Source organism: Streptomyces griseus subsp. griseus (genome assembly GCF_000720255.1).
GTDB lineage: Bacteria > Actinomycetota > Actinomycetes > Streptomycetales > Streptomycetaceae > Streptomyces > Streptomyces griseus_I.
This window is the reverse complement of record NZ_JOJE01000029.1, coordinates 21,824-41,554: the sequence shown is the minus strand read 5'-3', so window position 1 is coordinate 41,554 and position 19,731 is coordinate 21,824. Positions and strand designations below refer to the sequence as shown.

Sequence of the window (19,731 nt, the reverse complement as noted above, 5' to 3'; positions counted from 1 at the left end):
TGACGGCACGCCCGGCGAAGGCGTGCGCGAACAGGGATGGAGGAAGCTGGGGGAGCAGTGGCGGGACGTGACGACGGAAGGCGTCGACGGGTCCGGGCCGGGCGCCGCGGCCGTTCGGCTCGGGGCCGCGGGCAAAGGGGGAGGAGAGGGCGCGCTCGCCGGTGTCACGGGATCGTCCGAAGCGGCGGGGGCGCGGCGCGGCAGGGGCGGAAGTCAGCAGGGGCCAGTGGGGCGGCTCGACGCCGGGCCGCGTGTCCGGCCCGAGCCCTGCTGTGACGTACTGCTCAGGAGCGTGTCGAGGCACCTCCCTTCGAGGGCGGCGGAGCGGTCGACGCCCGTACGACGAGGTCGACCGGTGGGTCGGTCGCCGGCAGGGGATCCGCCCCCGGGTTCTCGATGGCGTGCACGAGACGCTTCAGCCCCTCCTGCGCCACGGAGTCGAAGGGCTGACGCACCGTGGTCAGGGGAGGAGTCACAAACGCGGCGACCGGTACGTCGTCGAAGCCGACCACGCTGACGTCCTCCGGTACGCGCAGACCGGCTTCCGCCAGTGCGCGGATCAGGCCGATCGCCATGTCGTCGTTGGCGACGAACACCGAGGTCAGGCTGTCGTCGGACGCCAGCTCGCGCCCTGCCGCGTGCCCGGAGGAGGCCGACCAGTCGCCCTCGACCACCCGCGGCACGGGTCTTCCGTGCGCGACGAGTGCCGAACGCCAGCCCTCCAGGCGGTCCTTGGCGGCGTACCACCGCTGGGGTCCCGCGAGATGATGGACCGTTGCGTGTCCCAGGTCCAGGAGGTGTTCCACGGCGACCCGCGCCATCACGTCGGCGCCCCCGCCCGCGGCCAGCACCGTGGGAGCGTCGACCGGCGGCGGCGCGCCGAGGACCAGGACCGGCACGTCGACCCCTACGGAGCTTCCGCCGCCGTCCGCATCCTCGTCGATCGGCTCGGAGATGACGATGCCGTCCACGCCCTGGTCGAGGAGCGAGTCGACGGCCCCGGCGATGCCCGCCGGGTCGCCCTCCATCGTGTTGACCACGCGCAGCGCGTACCCGGTGTCCCGCACGACCCGCTCGAGACCCATCAGCAGCGACGCGGGACCGTACAGGGCGGTCCCCAGCGTCACCACGCCGATGGAGCGGGTGCGTCCGGAGGCCAGCGCGCGGGCCGCGTTGTTCCGCCGGTAGCCGAGTTGTTCGGCCGCTTCGAGGACGCGCCGGCGCACGTCGGCGGAGACGTACGGCTCGTCGTTGAAGACCCTGGAGACCGTCTTCTGGGAGACGCCCGCCAGCCGGGCCACGTCCACACTGCGCGGTGCGGCGGAGCCTCCGCCCCGTCCTGTTCCTCGCGTCATGGTGTTCTCCCGCGGCCACATGTGTCGAGCGCCCATCATGTCAGACTCTTCCGTCTGACAGCGCAGTCATGTCTGCGCTGTCATGTCTACGCAGTCATGCGGTGTCCGTCAAGACTCCGGGAGATAACGGCTGGGGCCGTACAGGCCCAGGAGCCCGTGCCCGCCCTGTTGCGCCGGGGCGAGGCGCGTCAGCCCGCCGGTGAGGGACCGAGGCGGGCTCGTCGGGGGCGAGCGGGCCGAACACAGGCTGTCCGGGCTGGTCAGTCGCTCGGACAGGCCTGTCCCGGACAGGACGACGGGGCGCGACGGATGGCGTGATCCGCCGTTGTCCCAGTGTCATGACCACCGCACGATGAAAGACATGGGAAGCCAGGGGGAGCCGCCGCCGTACGAAGCCGTGGACGCCGCCGGTTTCGTGGCGGCGATGCGGAGGCTCAAGCAACGGTCGGGGCTGACGTACCGCGAGTTGGAGGTGCAGGCCGCCCGGAGCGGTGACGTGCTGGCGCGCAGCACGCTGGCCGACGCCCTGCGGCGCGCCAGTCTGCCCCGACCCGAGGTGGTGGCCGCCTTCGTCCGCGCCTGCGGGGAGGAGCGGTACCTCGACGACTGGCTCGCCGTACGAGAGCGCGTCGCCGCCGAGTCGGCCGCGCCGCCCGAGGAGGGGCCGGAAGAGAGCGGGGGAGCGGGCTCGGAGCGTCCCCGGGCGAAGAGGTTCCGCCCGGCGTTGATCGCGGCCGTCATCCTGATCCCGGTGCTCGCCGTGGCCGCCTGGGGGCTGCTCCCCGACAGCTCCGACCCCGAGGACGACTCCGCCGGTGCCGGCGCCCCACGTACTTCGACCGCCTCGGCCCCCGCCGACGGATGGGTCACCATCCGCCCCTCCCGCACCCCCGACCTCTGCCTGACCGACGGCCGCGACCGCGCCGGCGCCTACGACAGCGCCGTCGCCGTCCAGCTCCCCTGCGCCCAGGCCACCGTGCCCCGCACGTACCTCGAACCGGCGGGCGAGGGCCTGTACCGCATCCAGTGGCACCATCCCGAACTGGGGAAGGGCTGTCTCACGGTCATGAGCTCCGGCCCGGTCAGGGCCATGCTCGAACCCCGGGACGACTGCGCCCACGCCACCCTGTTCCGCCTGACGCCCGTCGGCGGTGAGCGCGCCCGGGACTACTCGCTCCGGCCGTCCACCGGCGGCCGGTGCGTCGGCATCGCCGGCGACGACACCGCCGTGGGAGCCGAAGCGGTCGAGGAACGCTGCACGGGCGCAGCCGACCAACGGTTCTTCGTCAGGGCGGACTGACGCGGACCGGGGCCCACCGGAGTCCGCCTGTCCGACCGCAGTTTCGGACAGGCCTCCCACCGGCCCGGACACCGGCCCGCTGTCCGGGACAGTCCAGCCCCCTTGGCGGGCCACCGACCACCCATCAGGCTCGGTGGTGCCGGATCGGCGGGGACACGTGTCGCGCCGACGGCCGGCCCCGCGGGGGTGAGTCGGCCGCGCGGCATCCGGGGGAAAGGGGGAGCCGGCCGCGGCGTCATCTGCGCGCCGCGGCCGGCTGTCGGTCGCCCGTACCTCCGACTACCGTTCCGGCACCTCCAAGGCCTCCCCGGAAAGCGGGTCGGGGTTGAACACCGGGTGGTAGCTCTCCGGCGGCGCCAGGTAGCTCATGGGCAGCCCGCCGGTGTCGATGACGATCTGGTCGACGGCGATGGCCGGGTCGACCATGAACACCCGCAGAACGTGCTCGCCGGGTTCGGCGACGGTCACGGTGGCGGTCAGCCGCTCCACGCCGTCCTCCACGTTGCGAGCCCAGGCGTCACCCCGGTTGCCGGTGGCGACGGCCTGCCCGGACAGCACGGTGACCGGCTGGTCGTCGAGGGCGACGGCCACCCGCCGGTGCCCGCGCTCATCGAGGGACGGCAGCCGGAAGACGGTCACGGGAAACGTCCCCGTACTGCTGAAGCGCACCCGGTACCGCAACTCCGGCGCCCGGACGGCGGGATCACCGTCGAACGGTGCCGCCGTGGACGGCACCGCCTCCACCGCGCCCGTACGACGGCCGAGACCACGCACGACCCGCCAGCGGGCTCCGCCGCGCGCCACCCGCCGGTCGGTGTGCACGGCGTCGATGGAGACGTACCCGTGGGCCTCGACGAACCCACGTGCCCGTCCGCGCGCCCGCGCCCCGTCGTTCACCACCCGCAACGGCACCTCGACGCTGCCCTGCTCGACACTGTCCTGCTCGGCTCCGGCCCCGGTGACGGTGACCGTGGCGTCGTGTGTGCCTTCCGGCACCCGCTCCCAGTCCACCTCCACCCACACCCGGGTCTGCTCGGTGAGGGAGCCGCCCCTCGAACTCAGCCGCACCCAGGGGTGACTCGCCTCCGCCGCCCAGTCCAACGTGAGGAAGCCGGTGTTGAAGACGTCCACGAAGCGCCGGTCGCGGGTGTAGGAGGAGAAGGACAGCGGCCGGCTCGCTCCGGTCTCGTTCCCCTCGGCCGCCACTCCGAGACCGGAGGTCTCCCGCCGGGCGACCCGGGTGACGGTGGGACGGCCGGGCGCCTTGGGGATCTGCGACGGGTACGGATTGACGATCCCGTCCCACTTCCCGCCCGCGACCTCGGTGTTGTACCGCTTGGTGATCGCCGCCTCCTCGGCGTGGGCGGCCTCCGCGAGATCGGCGAAGCGGTTGGTCGCGGCACCGCGCCCCTGCCGGACCGCGAGCGCGTTGCGGTCCGCCCAGTAGTACTTCAGGTTCATCAGGTACGCGCCGTGCACCGGGTACTCGACCAGCTCGTAGTACGCGTCCCGGTAGGCCTCCGGCAGCTTGGCGCCCACTGCCCTGGCGCGCCTGAGGAGCCGGTCGTACGCGGCCGTGCGACGGCCGCCCTCGTCCCCGTGATGGACCGGCGAGAAGACCCCGCGGTCGATGAACTCCGGACGCTTCTCCGCCGCGAGCCGGTAGTACTCCGTGCGGATCGCGGCGATCTCCCGGCCGTGCCGCTGCCCGAACTGACGCCCCGACCACTCCGCGAGGGCGCCCTCGACCCCGTCCGCTCCCCAACGGCCCACGTCCCAGGCCATGTCCATGGAGAAGGACAGACCGGTCTCGATCGACTTGACGTCCCCCACGTTGAAGATCCACATCCGGTCCACGCCATGCTCGTACACCCGCCGCAGCTCCTGCCAGACCTTGGCCGGCTGGGTGGTGTCGAGCCACAGGTAGCTCTTGGGGCGGCCCCAGTAGGAGAGGTGGTAGTAGATGCCGTTCCCGCCCGGGCGGGCGCGCTCCGCGTCGTTCGGCAGCTGGCGCATGTTGCCGTGGTTGTCGTCCGGCCAGATCAGCGTGATGTCCTCGGGCACCCGGACGCCCGCGTTGTACAGCTCCAGGACCTCCTTGTACGGGATGAAGATCTGCGGCTCGGCCTTGGTGCCGACCTCCTCGGCGAGGATCCGGCGCTGGTCGGCGATGATGTCGTTCATCACCGCGACCTTCTCGGGAATGGTCGTGGCGTTCTTGGTCTCCAGCGCGCTGTCGTGCAGCCCGCGCATGCCGATCGTCCAACTGCTCTCGTACGCGGCGTTCTCGCGGGCCCGTGCTCTCCAGTAGTCGGAGATGACACCGGGGTTCACCGTGTAGTCGTACACGGGCAGACCGCCGTCCGCTCCGCGGTGCTCCTCGGCCCAGGGCGCCCACTCGTGGACACCGTTGCGCAGCAGGGCCTCGGGGTGGCTGGAGCCGACGACGATGCCGTAGCGGTCGGCGAGTTCGGGGTTCTCGCGGTACTTGTTGAAGAAGTCGGAGTACGGATGCATCGCGGGCCACAGGTAGTTGGCCTTGAGGCGCAGCAGCAGCTCGAAGACGCGCTTGTACGTCTCCGGCCCGATGTTCTTGTCCGGCTCCTGGGTGCGGTGGGACCACGTGGTCAGGTTCTGCTCGTCGTTGATGAAGATGCCCCGGTAGCGGACGGACGGCTCGTACCGCTTGAAGGTGGCCGAGGGCACGGAAAGAGTCTCGAGACGCTCGACCGGGACGTCGGCCCACCAGTACCAGGGGGAGACGCCGATGCGCTCGGAGGTGTCGTAGACGCCGTAGACGGTGCCGCGCCGGTCGCTGCCCGCGATCACCAGGGCACGGTCCACGCCGGGCGCCGGACGGTCGACCACCTGGGTCACCGAGGCCTCCCAGCGCCCCTTCACCCGCGAGACGTCCAGGCGCCCCCGCGCGACGAGCCGGTCGATGACGGGGCTCGAACCGAGGGTGCCCACCAGTACCAGTCGCGCGGCCCGCGCCGGCAGGGTGTGCCGCAGCACCGGCCGGACCCCGGTGACCCGCTCGACGTCCGCCTGGAGGTCACCGGCCGCACGGACCACGGCGGGGTCGTCCGCCGCGTCGACGTACACCTCGACTGCGGCGCCGCCCTCGACCAAGGGGAAGTCGGGCCGGCCGTCGGCCGCGGCGCGGGCCGCGGCCGCGGGTAACACCGCCGGGAGGAGGGGGGTCGCGCCCACCGCCGTCATCCCCCGTAAGAACGCCTTGCGGGTGAACGGCCGCGGGGGACCCTGGGATTCGCTTCGCTGCACGAGGACGCTTCCTTTCCGCGCGCGGATCGCGGCGGCTCGGGCCGGACCCGGGAAGGGGTCGGCGGGGTCAGGATAGAAAGCGCTTGCTGGTGCACCCTAGGGCAGCTCTGACGGGCGAGTCCAGAGGTGCGCAAGGGACACCCCGGGAGCGTCGGCTCCGCTACGCGGCTTCGAGAAGCGCCTGTTGAGCGGCGACCCGGGGGCGTTGCGCCTGCCGCACGGCGAACGGCGCCGCCAGGCCCGTGAGGGCGAACAGCGCCCCCACGACGTACCAGCCCGGCCGGCCCCAGGTGATGCAGAGCGCGATGAGCAACCCCGGCCCGAGCGCCTCGGCCAGCGCGGCGCCGAGCCCGAACACGCCCAGGTACTGGCCGGTGGCTTGGGGTGGGGAGAGGGCGAAGGACACCTCGAACCCGGCGGCCGAGTGCCATAGTTCACCGATCGTGTGGACCACCGCAGCCGCCATGAACAGCGCCGCGGCGACCCATGCCGGCACCCCCGCGGCGAGCGACACGAGCGAACAGGACACGAAGAACGCCACCCCCGCCCGCCGGTAGGCGTTCCCGCCGGCCGCGGGGCTGTCGACGGAGCGGCCGGCCCGCACCTGGAACGCCACCACGATGACGGTGCTCGTGAGCATCGTGCCGGAGATGAGCCAGTGCGGGGCGGTGGTGGCCTCGACCAGCCAGAGCGGGATGGCCACGGTGAGCACCTTGAACTGGATGGCCATGACCCCGTCGAGTGCGGTGAGCATCAGATAGGGCCGGTCCCGCAACGCGGTCCAGCGCGGACCGCCGGCTGCCGGGACCGGGGCGACCGGAGGAAGCAGCACCAGGACCGCCGCGGAGGCCGTGAAGGCGACCGCGTTGCCCGCGACCATGAGCTGATACGCGCCGAGCGTGCCCACCTGGACGACCCAGCCCGCCAGGACGGCACCTAGGGAGATGCCGACGTTGCTCACCGCACGGAGGTAGGCGCGGAACTCTTGCGGGCGGTCTCCGCCGTAGTACCGGATGAGCGGAGACCGCGCGGCCAGTCCCGCCGCTTTCGCACCGGTGGCAAGGCACACCACGAACACGAACGGCCAGAACCCGTCCGCCAGTACGAACCCGGCAGTGGCCACCGCCTGGACGGCGAGCGTGCCCACGTACGCACCCCGCGCGCCCCGCCTGTCCGCGAGATGCCCGACGGTGATCCCCATGACCAGCGAGACGACGCCCGCGATCCCCAGCCCCCACCCGACCTGCCCCGCCGGAAGACGAGCCGCCTGGGTGAAGTAGAGCACTCCCGCGGTCAGATAGAGCCCACTGCCGACGGTGTAGACGAAGTTCGAGGCGACGAGGACGCGTTGGGGTCCGGTGTCCGGCAACAGGTGGGGCATGGCATCTCCGCGTCCATGAGACCAGTAAGGGCTGCCCAGCCTGTTGCATATTACTTGCAAGAGCTAGAGATTTGCTCTGAGGCTCGTCCACCCCTGCCGATGTGCTACCGTTGATCTTGAGCAGGTCGCCGAACGGCCCAAGATCTGCCACGCGTTGGTGGTCCAAGGAAAGACGCCCCGCTTCCTGCGGGGAAATGCAGGTGCAAGGCCTGCCCGGCGCTCGACAAAGCCCCACCCCGGACAGTCGGGGTGGGGCTTTTCTCGCGACAGCGCGGTGTGCGCCTCAAGCCGCCGACGGCGATCCCACACGGTGAGCCGTGCCGTCGGCGTCGACGTACGTGAATTCCCGTAGCCCGTAGGGTCGGTCCGCCGGCTCGACGAAGCGCCCCTCGACGGCGGAGGCCTTCCACTCGGCATACACGGCGTCGGCATCACTCACGTACACATAGACGACGGCGCCCGTGCGTTGAGGGTCGTGCTCGGACCACTCGCTGAGGTGAACCGAGACCGACCCCCGCTCGGCGAACCCATAACGCTCCGGCCCCTCGTAGCCCCGCACCGCGAAGCCCAGCCGACGGTACCGCTCCAGGGCGGCATCCAGGTTCCGGACGGGGACGACGGGGGCAACCCTTGTGAAGTCGACTTCTGCCATGCCGTGCAGTGTTGCACGCGGGAAAATCGCTTACGGTGCGATCCTCCGCTCCGGCTTGAGAGTTCAGCAGGAGTACGACTGCAATGGCGCCGGGAGCGAAGCGCAGGCGGGTCCCGCAACGCACGAGGCTCCAGAGTCGTTGGGGGGAGGTGTTCGAAGTCTCAATCCGTTGGCGCAGGGCCTCTTTGGTTTCCCTCCGCCGCACTCGACCTGCCGCACGCGCTGGTTGAGTGGGGCACCGTGCGCATCGTCGCCCGTGAGGGTGACCGCCGCTGCAAGCTTCCACCGCACCAGCGCGCGCTGGTCGCCTTCGTGTACCTGCGCAAGCATGAAGCCCTCGCGCAGATCGCCGCCGGCTTCGGCATCTCGGTGGGCACCGCCCACGCCTACACCCACACCGTGGTGGACCTGCCGACGGCACGGGCACCTGGCCTGCTCAAGGTCCCGCGTGAAGCCGACCCGGACTTCACCCTGCTCGACGGCACCCTCGCCGCATGCGACCGCCTCGGCGACGGCCGGGCGGACTACTCCACCAAGCACCGCCGCCACGGCGTGAACGTCAAGGTGGTCACCGATCCGCCGGACGCTGCTGTGGATCTCCTCCGCCCTGCCGGGCCGGACCCATGACCTGACCGCGGCCCGCACCCACCGGATCGTCCGGCTCTGCAAACGCCAAGGCGTCCCGATCCAGGCCGTCCTCGCCCTCGCCCGCCGCCGCGTCAACGTCCGCTGGGCACTCCTACGCGATGGCCGGTGTTACACATTCACCCCGCCCAGTGCTCACGCGGCTTGACAGACCGCATGAGGAATCAGTGAACCGACTTGGGGCGGGTCAGGGCGTGTTCACTCCGTCCGGCGAGTCCGGGCCCCCTGCCCTCCATGGACGCGGCGACCCGTGTGGTTGACTACGGCCGTGTTGCCCGAGTCGGAGTTGCGGACCCTTGATCTTCCCGTGGACGAGCGGTTCGACGCCTGGACGGAGTGGATGGGGCGGACGCACGCTCCGATGCAGCTGGCCAGTGAGCGCAGCGCGGACTACCACGGCCACCAGCGCCTGATCGGGCTCGGGGACGTGACGGTGTGGCCGGCGACCTTCGACCCCTTGGTCTTCCGCCGGACGCCGAAGCTCGTCCGCCAGTCCGACCCCGAGGTCTATCATCTGTCCCTCCTCCTGGAGGGCGAGGGAGCGGCCAGCTGGGGCAGAGAGCAGGCCGCGTACCGCATCAACGACTTCCACACCAACTGCTCGTCGAGGTCGTGGGAGATATTCACCGGCTCCGATCCCGTCACCATCGTCGGACTCGAGGTCCCGCGCGCCCTCGTGGCGCTGCCCGCGCACCGTGCGGACCGGGTGATCGGAAGCCGGCTGTCGGGCCGCGAGGGAGTCGGCGCGCTGCTCGCGCAGTTCCTCGTGCAGCTGGTCTCGGACACGCGTCCCTACCAGCCGCTGGACGCACCCCGGCTGGGCACCGTCGCCACCGATCTCGTCACCGCGGCCTTCGCCCACGCCCTGGACGCCGACCGCCACCTGCCGCCGGAGACCCGCGCGAGGACGCTGACCCTGCGCATCAAGACTTTCATCGGCCGACACCTGGGCGACCCGGACCTCACGCCCGCCCGCGTCGCCGCCGCACACCACATCTCACGCAGTTACCTCTACCGTCTGTTCCAGGACGAGGGCGTCACGGTCGCCTCGTACATCCGCGACCGGCGCCTGGCGAACGCCCGCCGCGACCTCGCCGACCCGGCCCTGCGCACGACGCCGATCCATGCCGTCGCCGCCCGCTGGGGCTTCCCCCGCGCCCCGGAGTTCACCCGCGCCTTCCGCGGCGCGTACGGGATCCCGCCGAGCGAAGTCCGCGCACAGGTGTCGAGGGGTGGGGAGGCGGCGCACGGACAACACCGTGGACTCTCAGCCAAGTAGGTGTGGACCGTGTGCCAATGACATAGGGGCGATCTTGCGCGCATCCTTGTCAGCGCCGCCGGTCGGTACGACCGGTTCCGGAAGCGGGCCAGGACCACCGGGGAGTCCTGGCCCGCTTCGGCGTAGGACTTCGAGGACCGTCCCGACCTTTCCCAGTCGTGCCTGGAAATGAATCTCCTCCGTTCGTCTCTGAGCGGAGGCTGATCGCGCATCCCCTTTTGGAGCTGCGGCAAGCGGTTTCAAAAACATTAGGAAAGTTACCTCGGGTATCTCGTCGGCAGACAATGACAAGGCGCACCAAAAGACGCCAAAGAGTTGCGATTCGGACAGCGTAAAAAAAGTTCGTTGAATATTTGAACGCGCTGTGGAGGTCGCCCGTATCGGATGGCGTGACCAGGAATCCCGTTACCGTCACCGTCGCCTACGCGGTGGTGCCGGGCCGCGAGGACCACTTCCACAACTGGGGGTGGGCCGTGCTGCGCTCAGGCGCGCGGCAGCCGGGTTTTCTCGGGGGTGGCGTGCTCGTCGACGGAGAGGCGGAGTGGCATGTGGTCTACCGCTTCGGCACTGCAGAAGCTGCTCGGACCTGGGCAAACTCCCTCGACTGGGTGCAGATGAACGCCCGGCTGGAGGGACTGGCCAGGGAGAGCGGACGCCGCACGGTGGTCGGCTCGCGGAGCTGGTTCGACGCCCAGGCCCCACAGCCCGCCGCGCCGGCCGCACCTCGGCCGCCCCCGAAGTGGAAGCTGTGGTTCGTGAACATGAGCGCGGTTTTCCCGCCCGTGCTTCTTTTTAATCTATTAGTGCTCCCCTATCTCGGAACCCTCAATCCCCTGATCCGTACTTTGCTGTTGTGCCTGTGTGTGACAGCGCTTGTCACCTGGATTCTGATGCCGCGGCTCCAGCGCTTCCTCAAGAAATGGCTGTATCCGCCGCTCCAGGCACTCCGTGGACGGCACAAACGGCGGACGGCGTAGGGCCGAGAACGACGCAAGGGAGGTGGGCGGGTGAAGACCCTGCTCATCGACAATTACGACTCGTACACGTACAACCTGTACCAGCTCGTCGCCGAGGTGAACGGTGAGGAGCCGACGGTGGTTCTCAATGACACCCCGGTCGAGGAGATTCCCGATCTCCGCGGGTTCGACAACGTGGTGGTGTCGCCCGGGCCGGGCCATCCGGCCGAACCGCGCGACTTCGGCGTGGCCGCCCGGATCATCGCCCACGCCGAGGTCCCCGTCCTCGGGGTCTGCCTCGGCCACCAGGGAATCGCGGTGGGGGAGCGGGGCCGGGTGGGGCCCGCCCCGCGGCCACGCCACGGCCACCTGTCCACCGTCCGCCACGACGGACGGGACCTGTTCCAGGGGCTGCCGCAGAACTTCGCCGTGGTGCGCTACCACTCGCTGGCCGTCGCCGAGCCGCTGCCCGAGACCCTGGAGGCCACGGCCTGGGCCGAGGACGGCGTCGTCATGGGTCTGCGGCACCGCACCCGGCCCCTGTGGGGCGTGCAGTTCCACCCCGAGTCGGTGCTCACCGACTACGGCCACCGGATGCTCGTCAACTTCCGCAACCTCACCGCGGAACGCGCCCGACGCACCCGTACGAAGAACACCGCGGTGCCCGCGGGCGCCGTGTCCATCCCGCGCCAGCGGCGGGCCGTCACGCCCGTCCACCGGCTGCACTACCGCCGCCTGGCCACCGCCGTCGACACCGAGGCGGCCTTCACGGCGATGTACGCCGACTCGCCCCGCGCGTTCTGGCTGGACAGCTCCCGCGTCGAACAGGGCCACGCCCGCTTCTCCTTCCTCGGCGACGGAAGCGGCCCGCTCTCCGAGTTCGTGCGCTACGACGTCGAGGCGGGCGTGTGCGAGATCGAGCGGCCCGGCCGGCCCCCACGCAAGGTCCGCTCCACCGTCTTCGACTACCTCAAGCGGCAGTTGGCCACCCGCCACGTCGACGCCACCGGCCTGCCCTTCGACTTCACCGGCGGCTACGTCGGCTACCTCGGCTACGAGACGAAGGCCGACTGCGGCTCCCCGAACCGCCACCGGGCCACGACCCCCGACGCCTGCTGGCTGTTCGCCGACCGTCTGATCGCCGTGGACCACGAGGAGGGCGCCACCTACGCCGTCTGCCTCGCCGAGGACACGCCGCAGGCCACGCAGGACGCCGGTGACTGGCTCGACGCCACCACGGCCCGGCTCACGTTCGTCGCGGAACAGAGCGCCCCGACCGCGCCCCCCGCCACCGAGCCCGCCGCCGGCACCGCCGAGCCGTGGCTGGTCCGCGACCGCGCCCGGTACCTCGACGACATCGCCGCCTGCATGCGCGAGCTCCACGCCGGCACCAGCTACGAGATCTGCCTGACCAACGCCGCCCGGCTGCCCGCACCGGCCGACTCGTACGATTTCTACCGGGCCCTGCGCCGCGTCAACCCGGCCCCTCACGCGGCCTTCCTGCGCTTCGGCGACCTCGACGTGGCCGGCTCCTCGCCCGAGCGGTTCCTGCGGATCACCCGGAACGGCGTCGCCGAGGCCAAGCCCATCAAGGGCACCGCGCCCCGGGGTGACAACCCGGCCCACGACGCGCGTCTGCGAGCCGAACTGGCCGCGGACGACAAGACACGCGCCGAGAACCTGATGATCGTCGACCTGCTCCGCAACGACCTGGGCCGGGTCTGCGAGACCGGCTCGGTGCGTGTCTCCCGGCTCATGGCCACCGAGACCTACGCCACCGTCCACCAGCTCGTCTCCACCGTCGAGGGACGGCTGCGCGAGGGCACGGACGCCGTGGACTGCGTCCGCGCCTGCTTCCCCGGCGGCTCCATGACCGGCGCCCCCAAGCTGCGCACCATGGAGATCATCGACGGACTCGAGACGGAGGCCCGCGGGGTGTACTCGGGAGCCCTCGGCTATTTCGGGTGCAGCGGCGGCGCCGACCTGAACATCGTGATCCGTACGGCGGTGATCGCCGGCGGCGAGCTGCACCTCGGGGCGGGCGGCGCGATCGTCCTCGACTCGGACCCGGCGGCCGAGTACGACGAGATGCTGCTCAAGACCGTCGCCCCGATGCGCGCCCACCGGGCACACACCGCCGCGCCGACCGAACAGGAGGCGGCCCGATGACCACACCCCAGACCCTGCTGCCGCCCGCTCACACCGAGGCGCCCGGCAACCTGGCGGCCCAGCTCGCCACCCTCGCCGAGCGGCGCGGCTGGACGGACCGGCCGGCCTTCCACCAGGGCCACGGCTCCGTCACCCACGGCGAGGTGCACGACCTCGCCGCCCGCGCCGCCACCGTCCTCGCCGACCACGGCGTCCGCCCCGGCGACCGGGTGCTGCTCGCCCTGCCCGACTCCGTCGCCTGGGTGACCGCCTTCCTCGCCACCGCCCGCCTCGGCGCCGTAGCGGTCCTCGTCAACCCCGAACTCCCCGCCGACGACCACGTCTTCATGGCCGAGGACACCGGCGCCGCCCTCTGCGTCACCGGTCCCGGACTCGACGACCGCTTCCCGCACCGCATCCGCCTCGGCGCCGACCAACTGGTCGCGCTCACCCACACCGCCGAGCCCCTCACCAGCGCCCACCCGGTCGACGCGCACACCCCGCTGTACATCCAGTACACCTCCGGCACCACGGGCCGCCCCAAGGGCGTCGTACACGGCCACGGCGACCCGAAGACCTACCACGACCTCATCGGCCGCCGGCTGCTGCGCATCACCCCCGACGACGTCACGCTGTCGGTGTCCAAGCTGTTCTTCGCCTACGGCTTCGGCAACGCCTTCGTCTTCCCGCTGTTCTCCGGCTCCTCGGCCGTCCTCGTCGACCGCCGCCCCACCCCCGCGGCCGTGGACGAACTCGTCGTACGGCACCGGGTCACCCTGCTCTACTCCGTACCCTCCGCCTACGCCGCCCTGGTGGCCGACCGGGCCGGCGGACACACCGCCTGCTTCGCGAGCGTACGGGCCGCGATCTCGGCCGGCGAGGGCATGCCGGCCGGACTGGAGGCACAGCTCACCGAACTGCTCGACGCGCCCGTCCTCGAGCAGATCGGCTCCACGGAGGCCGGACACGCCTTCTGCGCCAACAGCCTTCTGCACAATCACCCCGGAACCGTGGGCCGTCCCGTACCGGGCTTCGAGGTGGAAGCGCGCGACCGCGCAGGCCACCCCGTGCCCGACGGTGAGGAGGGCGAACTCTGGGTGCGTGGACCGACGCTGACGTCCGGATACCTCAACCGCCCCGAGGAGACCGGACGCACCCTGGTCGGCGGCTGGCTCAACACCCGGGACCTGGCCCGCCGCGAACCCGACGGCACCTACACCCACCTGGGCCGGGCGGACGACATGGAGATGGTCGGCGGCATCACCGTCTCCCCGCTGGAGGTGGAGTCCGTGCTGCGCACGCACCCCGCGGTCGCGGAGGTGGCCGTCGTCTCCGTCACCGACGGGCTCGGCGCGAGTCGGCTGCGCGCCTTCGTCGTCCCAGCGGGCACCCTCCCGGCGGGCCTGGAGGAGGAGATCCTCCGTCTGGCCCGCGACAACCTCGCCGCCTTCAAGGTCCCGCGCAGCGTCAGCTTCGTACGGTCGCTGCCCCGCACCCCGACCGGAAAGCTCCGCCGTCACCTCGTCCGCCATGGCGCGTGGTGAGTCATGACCGTCACTGAAGCTGAAAGGACCGGACTCATGCGAACGCACCAGCCCCTGCTGACCGACCGCGGCTTCCACCTCGGACCGTTGTTCCGGCAGGCGGCGGAACGCCACGGCCCGGTCTTCGTCACCCTCGACCGGCCGCTCGACGTCAATCCCGGCCTGGGCGTCGACCTCACCTACACCGTCCTCGCCGACCTCGTCGACTCGCTGTCCGCACAGCTGTGGGAGGCGGGCGTCCGCCCCGCCGAGGAAGTGGTCGTCCACAAGACGGACAACGTCGACATCGTCCTGCTGACCTGCGCCCTGTCCCGGATCGGCGCCGTCCCCGCCCTGCTCTCACCCGGCCTGGCCGGACCCGTCGTGGGCCGGCTGCTCGAACGCCTCCACACTCCCTGGCTGATCACCGACCGGGCCAAGCTGGAGGGCCCGCTGAAGGACATCGACCTGCCCGGGCTGGTCCGGGGCACCCTCTCCGTGGACGACGCGCCGGGCGCCGTACCCCTGGAGAAGTACGCGGGCGCACCGGCCCGCCGCCCGGTGCGCCTGCACTCCAGGGAACCCGCCCTGATCACCCACAGCTCGGGCACCACGGGCACCCCCAAATTCGCCGTGCACTGCGCGAACACCATGTGGAACCGGCTCGTACCGCAGAAGGCGATGGGCTGGCCCACCCGCGGCGAGACCGCGGCGCTGCACATGTCGTTCGTGCACTCGCGCTTCTACCACCTGCTCGGCGTCCTGCTGCGCTTCGGCAGTCCGCTGGTGCTGATCACCGACCCGGACCCCGCGAACGTCGCCCCGATCCTCACCCGGCACCGCCCCGGCATCGTCGAGACCCATCCCAACACCTTCGTACTGTGGGAGGAGTTGGCGGACGCACCCGGAGCGCCCCTGTCCCGCGTGCGCTCCTACGGCTCCACGTTCGACGCGATCCACCCGCGCACCGTGCGGCGGCTGCTCGGTGCGTCCGAGCGGCGCGCCCCGTGGCTCATCCAGCTGTACGGACAGAGCGAGACCGGACCGGTCGCCTTCCAGTGGCTCACCCGGCGCGGCGCGGACCGCATGGACGGCCGCCGGGTCGGCATCGGCATTCCCGGCTTCACCAGGGTGCGCGTCGCCGACGACGCGGGCCGCAGCGTCAAACCCGGCACACCCGGCCGGATCGAGGCCCGCACCAGGGGCCGCATCCTCACCTACCTCGGCGCCCGCGAACAGTACCTGCGCCAACTCGACCGCGGCTGGTGGCAGATGGGCGACATGGGCTACCGCAGCCGCTGGGGCGCCCTCTACCTCATCGACCGCGAGATCGACCAGATCGACTCCGTGCACAGCAATCTCGAGGTCGAGGACACGCTCATGTCCCGCCTGGAGGAACTGCGCGAGGTCGTCATCGTGCCCGGCGTCGACCGCGAGCCGGTGCCCGTCGTCTGCGTGCGCGGCGAGCGCGCCCTCGACCTCGACCGCTGGCGGGAGGCCACCGCCGACCTGCCCGTCATGGCGCAGCCCCGGCAGTGGCGGTTCGAGGACCTGCCGATGACGGCCACCTGGAAGGTGAAACGGGTGGAGATCACCCGCATGCTGGCCAAGAGCGCCCGCGCATGAGCCAGGTCGTCGTGGTGGGCGCCGGCCCCGTGGGCCTGGCCGCCGCTCTCGCCCTGCGGTCGCACGGACTCCCCGTCCTCCTGCTGGAGGCCGACCCGCAGGACCGCGTACGGCCCGGCAGCCGCGCCCTGTTCGTCCACCGGGAGACCCTCCAGCTGCTGGACGGCATGCGCCCGGGCCTGGCCGACCGGATCACCGCCTACGGCCGGACCTGGCACACCAAGCGCACCCTCTACCGAGGCCGCGAGGTGTACGCCCGCACCTTCCCGCCCCCCTCCGGAACCCCGCCCTTCACCAGCCTGCGCCAGATCGAGACCGAGCGTTTCCTGCTCGCCGCCTGCCACGACGCCGGGGTGGAGTTCGTGTGGGACGCCCGGGTGGCGGGCGTACGGTCAGGGCCGGACGCCGTGGTCCTCACCGGCGAGGACGGCCGCACCTGGACGGCCGCCCACGTGATCGCCGCCGACGGCGCCCGCTCGGCCGTACGGCGCGAACTGGGCATCCCCCTGGAGGGCGTCCACTCCGCCGGGTTCCACGTCGTCGTCGACATCGCCGACCGGCCGGGCGCCGAACTCCCGCTGGAGCGCGTCTTCCACTACGAGCACCCCGGTCTCGGCGGCCGCAGCGTCATGCGGGTCCCCTTCACCGGCGGCTTTCAGCTGGACCTCCAGTGTCGCGACGACGACACCCAGGAGGCGTACGGCACCGAGGAGGCTGTCCGCGGGTGGCTGCCCGAGGTCGTGGGGGAGGGGTACGAGGACCGGGTCCTGTGGGTGTCGACGTACCGCTTCCTGCGCAAGGTCGCGGCGGCGTTCAGCGACCCGTACCACCGGGTGCTGCTCGCCGGGGAGGCGGCGCACCTCTTCCCCCCGTTCGGGGCGCGCGGCATGAACAGCGGGATCGCCGACGGCGCGGCGGCCGCCGACGCCATCGCCACGGGCACTCCCGAGGCGGTCGCGGAGGCCGCCGCCCTGCGCCGGGCGGCGGCCCTGTTCAACAGCGAGGCCGCGGGCACGGCCCTGGAACACCTGCGCCCCGCGCGCCGGATCGTCCGGGCCAAACAGCGCGCGGCCGCCGCGCTCTCCCCGGTCCTGCCATGGTGCGGAGCGTGGCTGGAACACGCGCCCTACGGTCCCCGCAACGGCTCGCCGGCGAGCGCCGGCCGCAAGTACTGAACGGAGGCTGCGATGACCCGATCGGCCGTCGTGGAAGGCCCGTTGGCCTGGCGCCCGGACAGCGGACTCACCCCCGCCGAACCGGACACCGGCGGGCAGCTGCTGGCCGCCGACTCGTGGCTCGTGCGCGAGGGACGCATGCGCGGCCACCACCGGCACCGCGAGCGGTTCCTGCGCGCCTGCGGCGAGAGCGGCGGGCCGCCGCTGCGTCGCCTGATCGAGTTCTGGCAGGACGCCACCGCGGCGCTGCCCCGCACCGGCGACTGGTTCCCCCGAGTCGAACTGGCCGCGGAATCCCACCGGTTGCGGCTTCTGCTGCGCCCCGCCCCGCCCCTCGCAGCCGACGTGCGCGTCTGGGCCGAGGGCCAGCCCGACCCGCGCAGTGTGCCGCGCCGCAAGGGACCGGACCTCGCCACCCTGGCCCGCCTCCGTGCACGGGCCGCCTCCCACGGCGCCGAGGAGGCCGTCCTGGTCGCCCCCTCCGGGCTGGTCCTGGAGGCCGCCAACTCCAGCATCGTGTGGTGGGAGGACGACACCCTGTGCCTGCCCTCCCCGCACCTGCCCGTCCTGCCCGGCGTGACCATCGGCCTCATCCAGGAACGCGCCGCCCGCTCAGGCATCCGCGTCGCCCACCGCGACCGGACGCTGGAGGAACTGGACGGTCTCGAGGTCTGGCTGGTGAACGCCCTGCACGGCATCCGCCCGGTGACGGCGTGGACGGGACAGTCCCTTACCGCGGGCCCGGCGCCGCGCGCCGCGGAATGGCGTGCCTGGCTGGAGGAAATTGCGGAACCCCTTCCGGAGATCCCTCTGTAATTTCCTTGATTGCCGTCGCACGCAACAGCGCCGGGTCGGATAAAACTCCGACCCGGCGCTTGAAGTGCGTTCTCGAAACAGTGAACCATTTACTTCTGGGCGGGCTGATAAGCGCCCGGAACCATACGCGTGGCAATCGCGATCCGGTTGTACGCGTTGATGACGGTGGCCGCCCAGATGAGCGCCGCGACCTGCGCCTCGTCGAAGACGGCGGCGGCCTGCGCGTACACGTCGTCCGGGACACGCCCGTCGTGCACCAGGGTCACCGCCTCGGTCAACGCCAGCGCCGCCCGCTCCCGTTCGGTGAAGAACGGCGTCTCCCGCCACGCGTTCAGCACATGGATCCGCTGCTCCTGCTCACCCTTGGCGCGGGCGTCCTTGGTGTGCATGTCCAGGCAGAAGGCACAGCCGTTGATCTGTGAGGCACGAATGCGGACGAGCTCCAGAATCTCGTCCTCGACCTTGGCGACCTGCGCTGCGGAAACCGCGGCCCGGTGCAGGCCGCCCATCGCTGTGGATACATCGGGAGTAATGCTCTTAAGGGAAACGCGGGAGGGGGAATCGTTCTTGACCATGCGGTGACTCTAACCCGTGGCGGGAGAAAAGGAAGACGGGTTCGGAATTATTTCGCTCACGGCGTGCGGAGGCGGTTCACTTCCTTCGCCGCCTCACGGGCCTCCCGCTCGGCACGGGTGAGGGCGTCGGCGGCAGCCCGGTGGTCGTCCTCGGCCTGCCGGTGTTCCCCGGCCGAGTGGCGGAGGTTCTCACGGGCCTGGCGCAGGCGCTCCTCGGCGGCGGACACGTCCCGCTGGGCCTGCTCCTCCTGGTCGCCGGCCCGCTGAAGGGCCGCCTCCGCCTCGGTCTGCCGGGTGCGGCGGTCCCGTAGACGCCTCTCGGCCGCGGCGGACGCCTTGCGGGCCTCGGCGAGCTGGGCCTGGCGCCGGCGGCGGCGTTCGGCGAGTTCGTCCTGCTGCCGGGCGCGGGGAGCCGTCGGCTTCTCCGGCGGCACCGAGGGTGCCGCGGAGGAGGGCCGTGCCGAGCCGGAGGGAAAGGCGGACGGCGGGGTCAGGGCGCTCTCCAGCCGTCCGGTGGCCCACCGGTCGGCCGCCTCCGCGTCGGCGAGCACCGCACGCAGGGTGGAATCCACCTCCTGCCGCACGGCGTCGGAGAGGCGCTGGCCGTTCTCCCGGGCCACCTCCACGGCCTGCCGGGACAGCGCGGCGACGACTCGCCCTCGCTGCGCCGACAGCTCCTTCAGCTCGGCCGCGTCAAGCGAGCGGTAGGCCTCACGCAGGGCTTGGCCGAGCTCCAGGAACTGGCGGCTCTCCTCCGGCCGGGAACGCAGCAACCGGTTCGCCGCCCAGGCGGCCAGCGTGGGCCGGCGGGCGGCATGGATCCGGCGCGCGTCCTCGGCACGCCCCGCCGTGCGGGCGGCGGCGGCCAGCACCTCGCGGCGCGAGACGAAGTCGGCGGGCGCAGTGGTGTAGAGCTCGTCGAGCGCCGCCTCCACGTCCATGCCGCCGGAGCCCGCACGGCTCGCTGCCTTGCGCTGCATGCCCCTCAGCCTCCACCGGTCCGGACGGTCGCGCA

At 71.8% G+C, this 19,731-nt stretch carries 14 protein-coding genes and 1 pseudogene; 9 read left to right on the top strand and 6 right to left on the bottom strand.

All coding sequences use genetic code 11. From position 1 onward, the window contains the following. Window positions 1–284: 284 nt before the first annotated feature. Window positions 285–1,355 carry a LacI family DNA-binding transcriptional regulator gene (locus IG99_RS30740; protein ID WP_078948008.1) on the bottom strand — a complete coding sequence of 357 codons (1,071 nt, stop codon included), beginning with the start codon at window positions 1,353–1,355 and terminating at the stop codon, window positions 285–287. A 361-nt stretch (window positions 1,356–1,716) separates the two neighbouring features. Between IG99_RS30740 and IG99_RS49095 the strand changes: the two genes are divergently transcribed. Further along, window positions 1,717–2,655, top strand: a complete 939-nt coding sequence (locus IG99_RS49095) for an RICIN domain-containing protein (protein ID WP_037679654.1) — start codon at window positions 1,717–1,719, stop codon at window positions 2,653–2,655. Between the two features lie 279 nt (window positions 2,656–2,934). Here IG99_RS49095 and IG99_RS30730 read toward each other — a convergent pair whose 3' ends face one another. From IG99_RS30730 to IG99_RS30720, 3 genes are all read right to left on the bottom strand, one after another. After that, a complete protein-coding gene (locus tag IG99_RS30730; RefSeq protein WP_037679767.1) occupies window positions 2,935–5,877 on the bottom strand; it encodes a glycosyl hydrolase 115 family protein in 2,943 nt (980 codons plus the stop codon). A gap of 223 nt (window positions 5,878–6,100) precedes the next feature. Then, window positions 6,101–7,321 carry an MFS transporter gene (locus IG99_RS30725; protein WP_037679652.1) on the bottom strand — a complete coding sequence of 407 codons (1,221 nt, stop codon included), beginning with the start codon at window positions 7,319–7,321 and terminating at the stop codon, window positions 6,101–6,103. A gap of 283 nt (window positions 7,322–7,604) precedes the next feature. After that, complete coding sequence (locus IG99_RS30720; RefSeq protein ID WP_037679650.1) at window positions 7,605–7,973, bottom strand: bleomycin resistance protein; 369 nt, start codon at window positions 7,971–7,973, stop codon at window positions 7,605–7,607. Between the two features lie 210 nt (window positions 7,974–8,183). Here IG99_RS30720 and IG99_RS30715 point away from each other — a divergent pair. From IG99_RS30715 to IG99_RS30680, 8 genes and pseudogenes are all read left to right on the top strand, one after another. Continuing rightward, window positions 8,184–8,676, top strand: a pseudogene (locus IG99_RS30715) (transposase); the annotation flags it as partial. Window positions 8,677–8,886: 210 nt separating this feature from the next. Continuing rightward, window positions 8,887–9,897, top strand: a complete 1,011-nt coding sequence (locus IG99_RS30710; RefSeq protein WP_037679648.1) for a helix-turn-helix domain-containing protein — start codon at window positions 8,887–8,889, stop codon at window positions 9,895–9,897. 389 nt (window positions 9,898–10,286) lie between these two features. Then, window positions 10,287–10,874, top strand: coding sequence for a putative antibiotic biosynthesis monooxygenase (locus tag IG99_RS30705; RefSeq protein WP_234312025.1), 588 nt, complete (start codon window positions 10,287–10,289; stop codon window positions 10,872–10,874). 30 nt (window positions 10,875–10,904) lie between these two features. Next, a complete protein-coding gene (gene pabB / locus IG99_RS30700) occupies window positions 10,905–13,022 on the top strand; it encodes an aminodeoxychorismate synthase component I (RefSeq protein WP_037679644.1) in 2,118 nt (705 codons plus the stop codon). Then, window positions 13,019–14,545: an AMP-binding protein gene (locus tag IG99_RS30695; RefSeq protein WP_037679643.1), complete on the top strand. Its 1,527-nt coding sequence runs from the start codon at window positions 13,019–13,021 to the stop codon at window positions 14,543–14,545. The genes pabB and IG99_RS30695 overlap by 4 nt, the downstream gene beginning before the upstream one ends. A gap of 36 nt (window positions 14,546–14,581) precedes the next feature. Then, on the top strand, window positions 14,582–16,150 hold the full coding sequence (locus IG99_RS30690; RefSeq protein ID WP_037679642.1) for a class I adenylate-forming enzyme family protein: 1,569 nt from the start codon (window positions 14,582–14,584) through the stop codon (window positions 16,148–16,150). Next, window positions 16,147–17,325: an FAD-dependent monooxygenase gene (locus tag IG99_RS30685; protein ID WP_037679641.1), complete on the top strand. Its 1,179-nt coding sequence runs from the start codon at window positions 16,147–16,149 to the stop codon at window positions 17,323–17,325. Before IG99_RS30690 ends, IG99_RS30685 begins: the two co-directional genes overlap by 4 nt. A gap of 12 nt (window positions 17,326–17,337) precedes the next feature. Next, window positions 17,338–18,141, top strand: a complete 804-nt coding sequence (locus IG99_RS30680; protein ID WP_037679639.1) for an aminotransferase class IV — start codon at window positions 17,338–17,340, stop codon at window positions 18,139–18,141. An 89-nt stretch (window positions 18,142–18,230) separates the two neighbouring features. Here the strand turns inward: IG99_RS30680 and IG99_RS30675 are convergent, their stop codons facing one another. Continuing rightward, on the bottom strand, window positions 18,231–18,716 hold the full coding sequence (locus tag IG99_RS30675) for a carboxymuconolactone decarboxylase family protein (RefSeq protein ID WP_037679638.1): 486 nt from the start codon (window positions 18,714–18,716) through the stop codon (window positions 18,231–18,233). Window positions 18,717–18,772: 56 nt separating this feature from the next. Further along, window positions 18,773–19,696 carry a hypothetical protein gene (locus tag IG99_RS30670; protein ID WP_037679637.1) on the bottom strand — a complete coding sequence of 308 codons (924 nt, stop codon included), beginning with the start codon at window positions 19,694–19,696 and terminating at the stop codon, window positions 18,773–18,775. Between the last annotated feature and the right edge of the window lie 35 nt (window positions 19,697–19,731).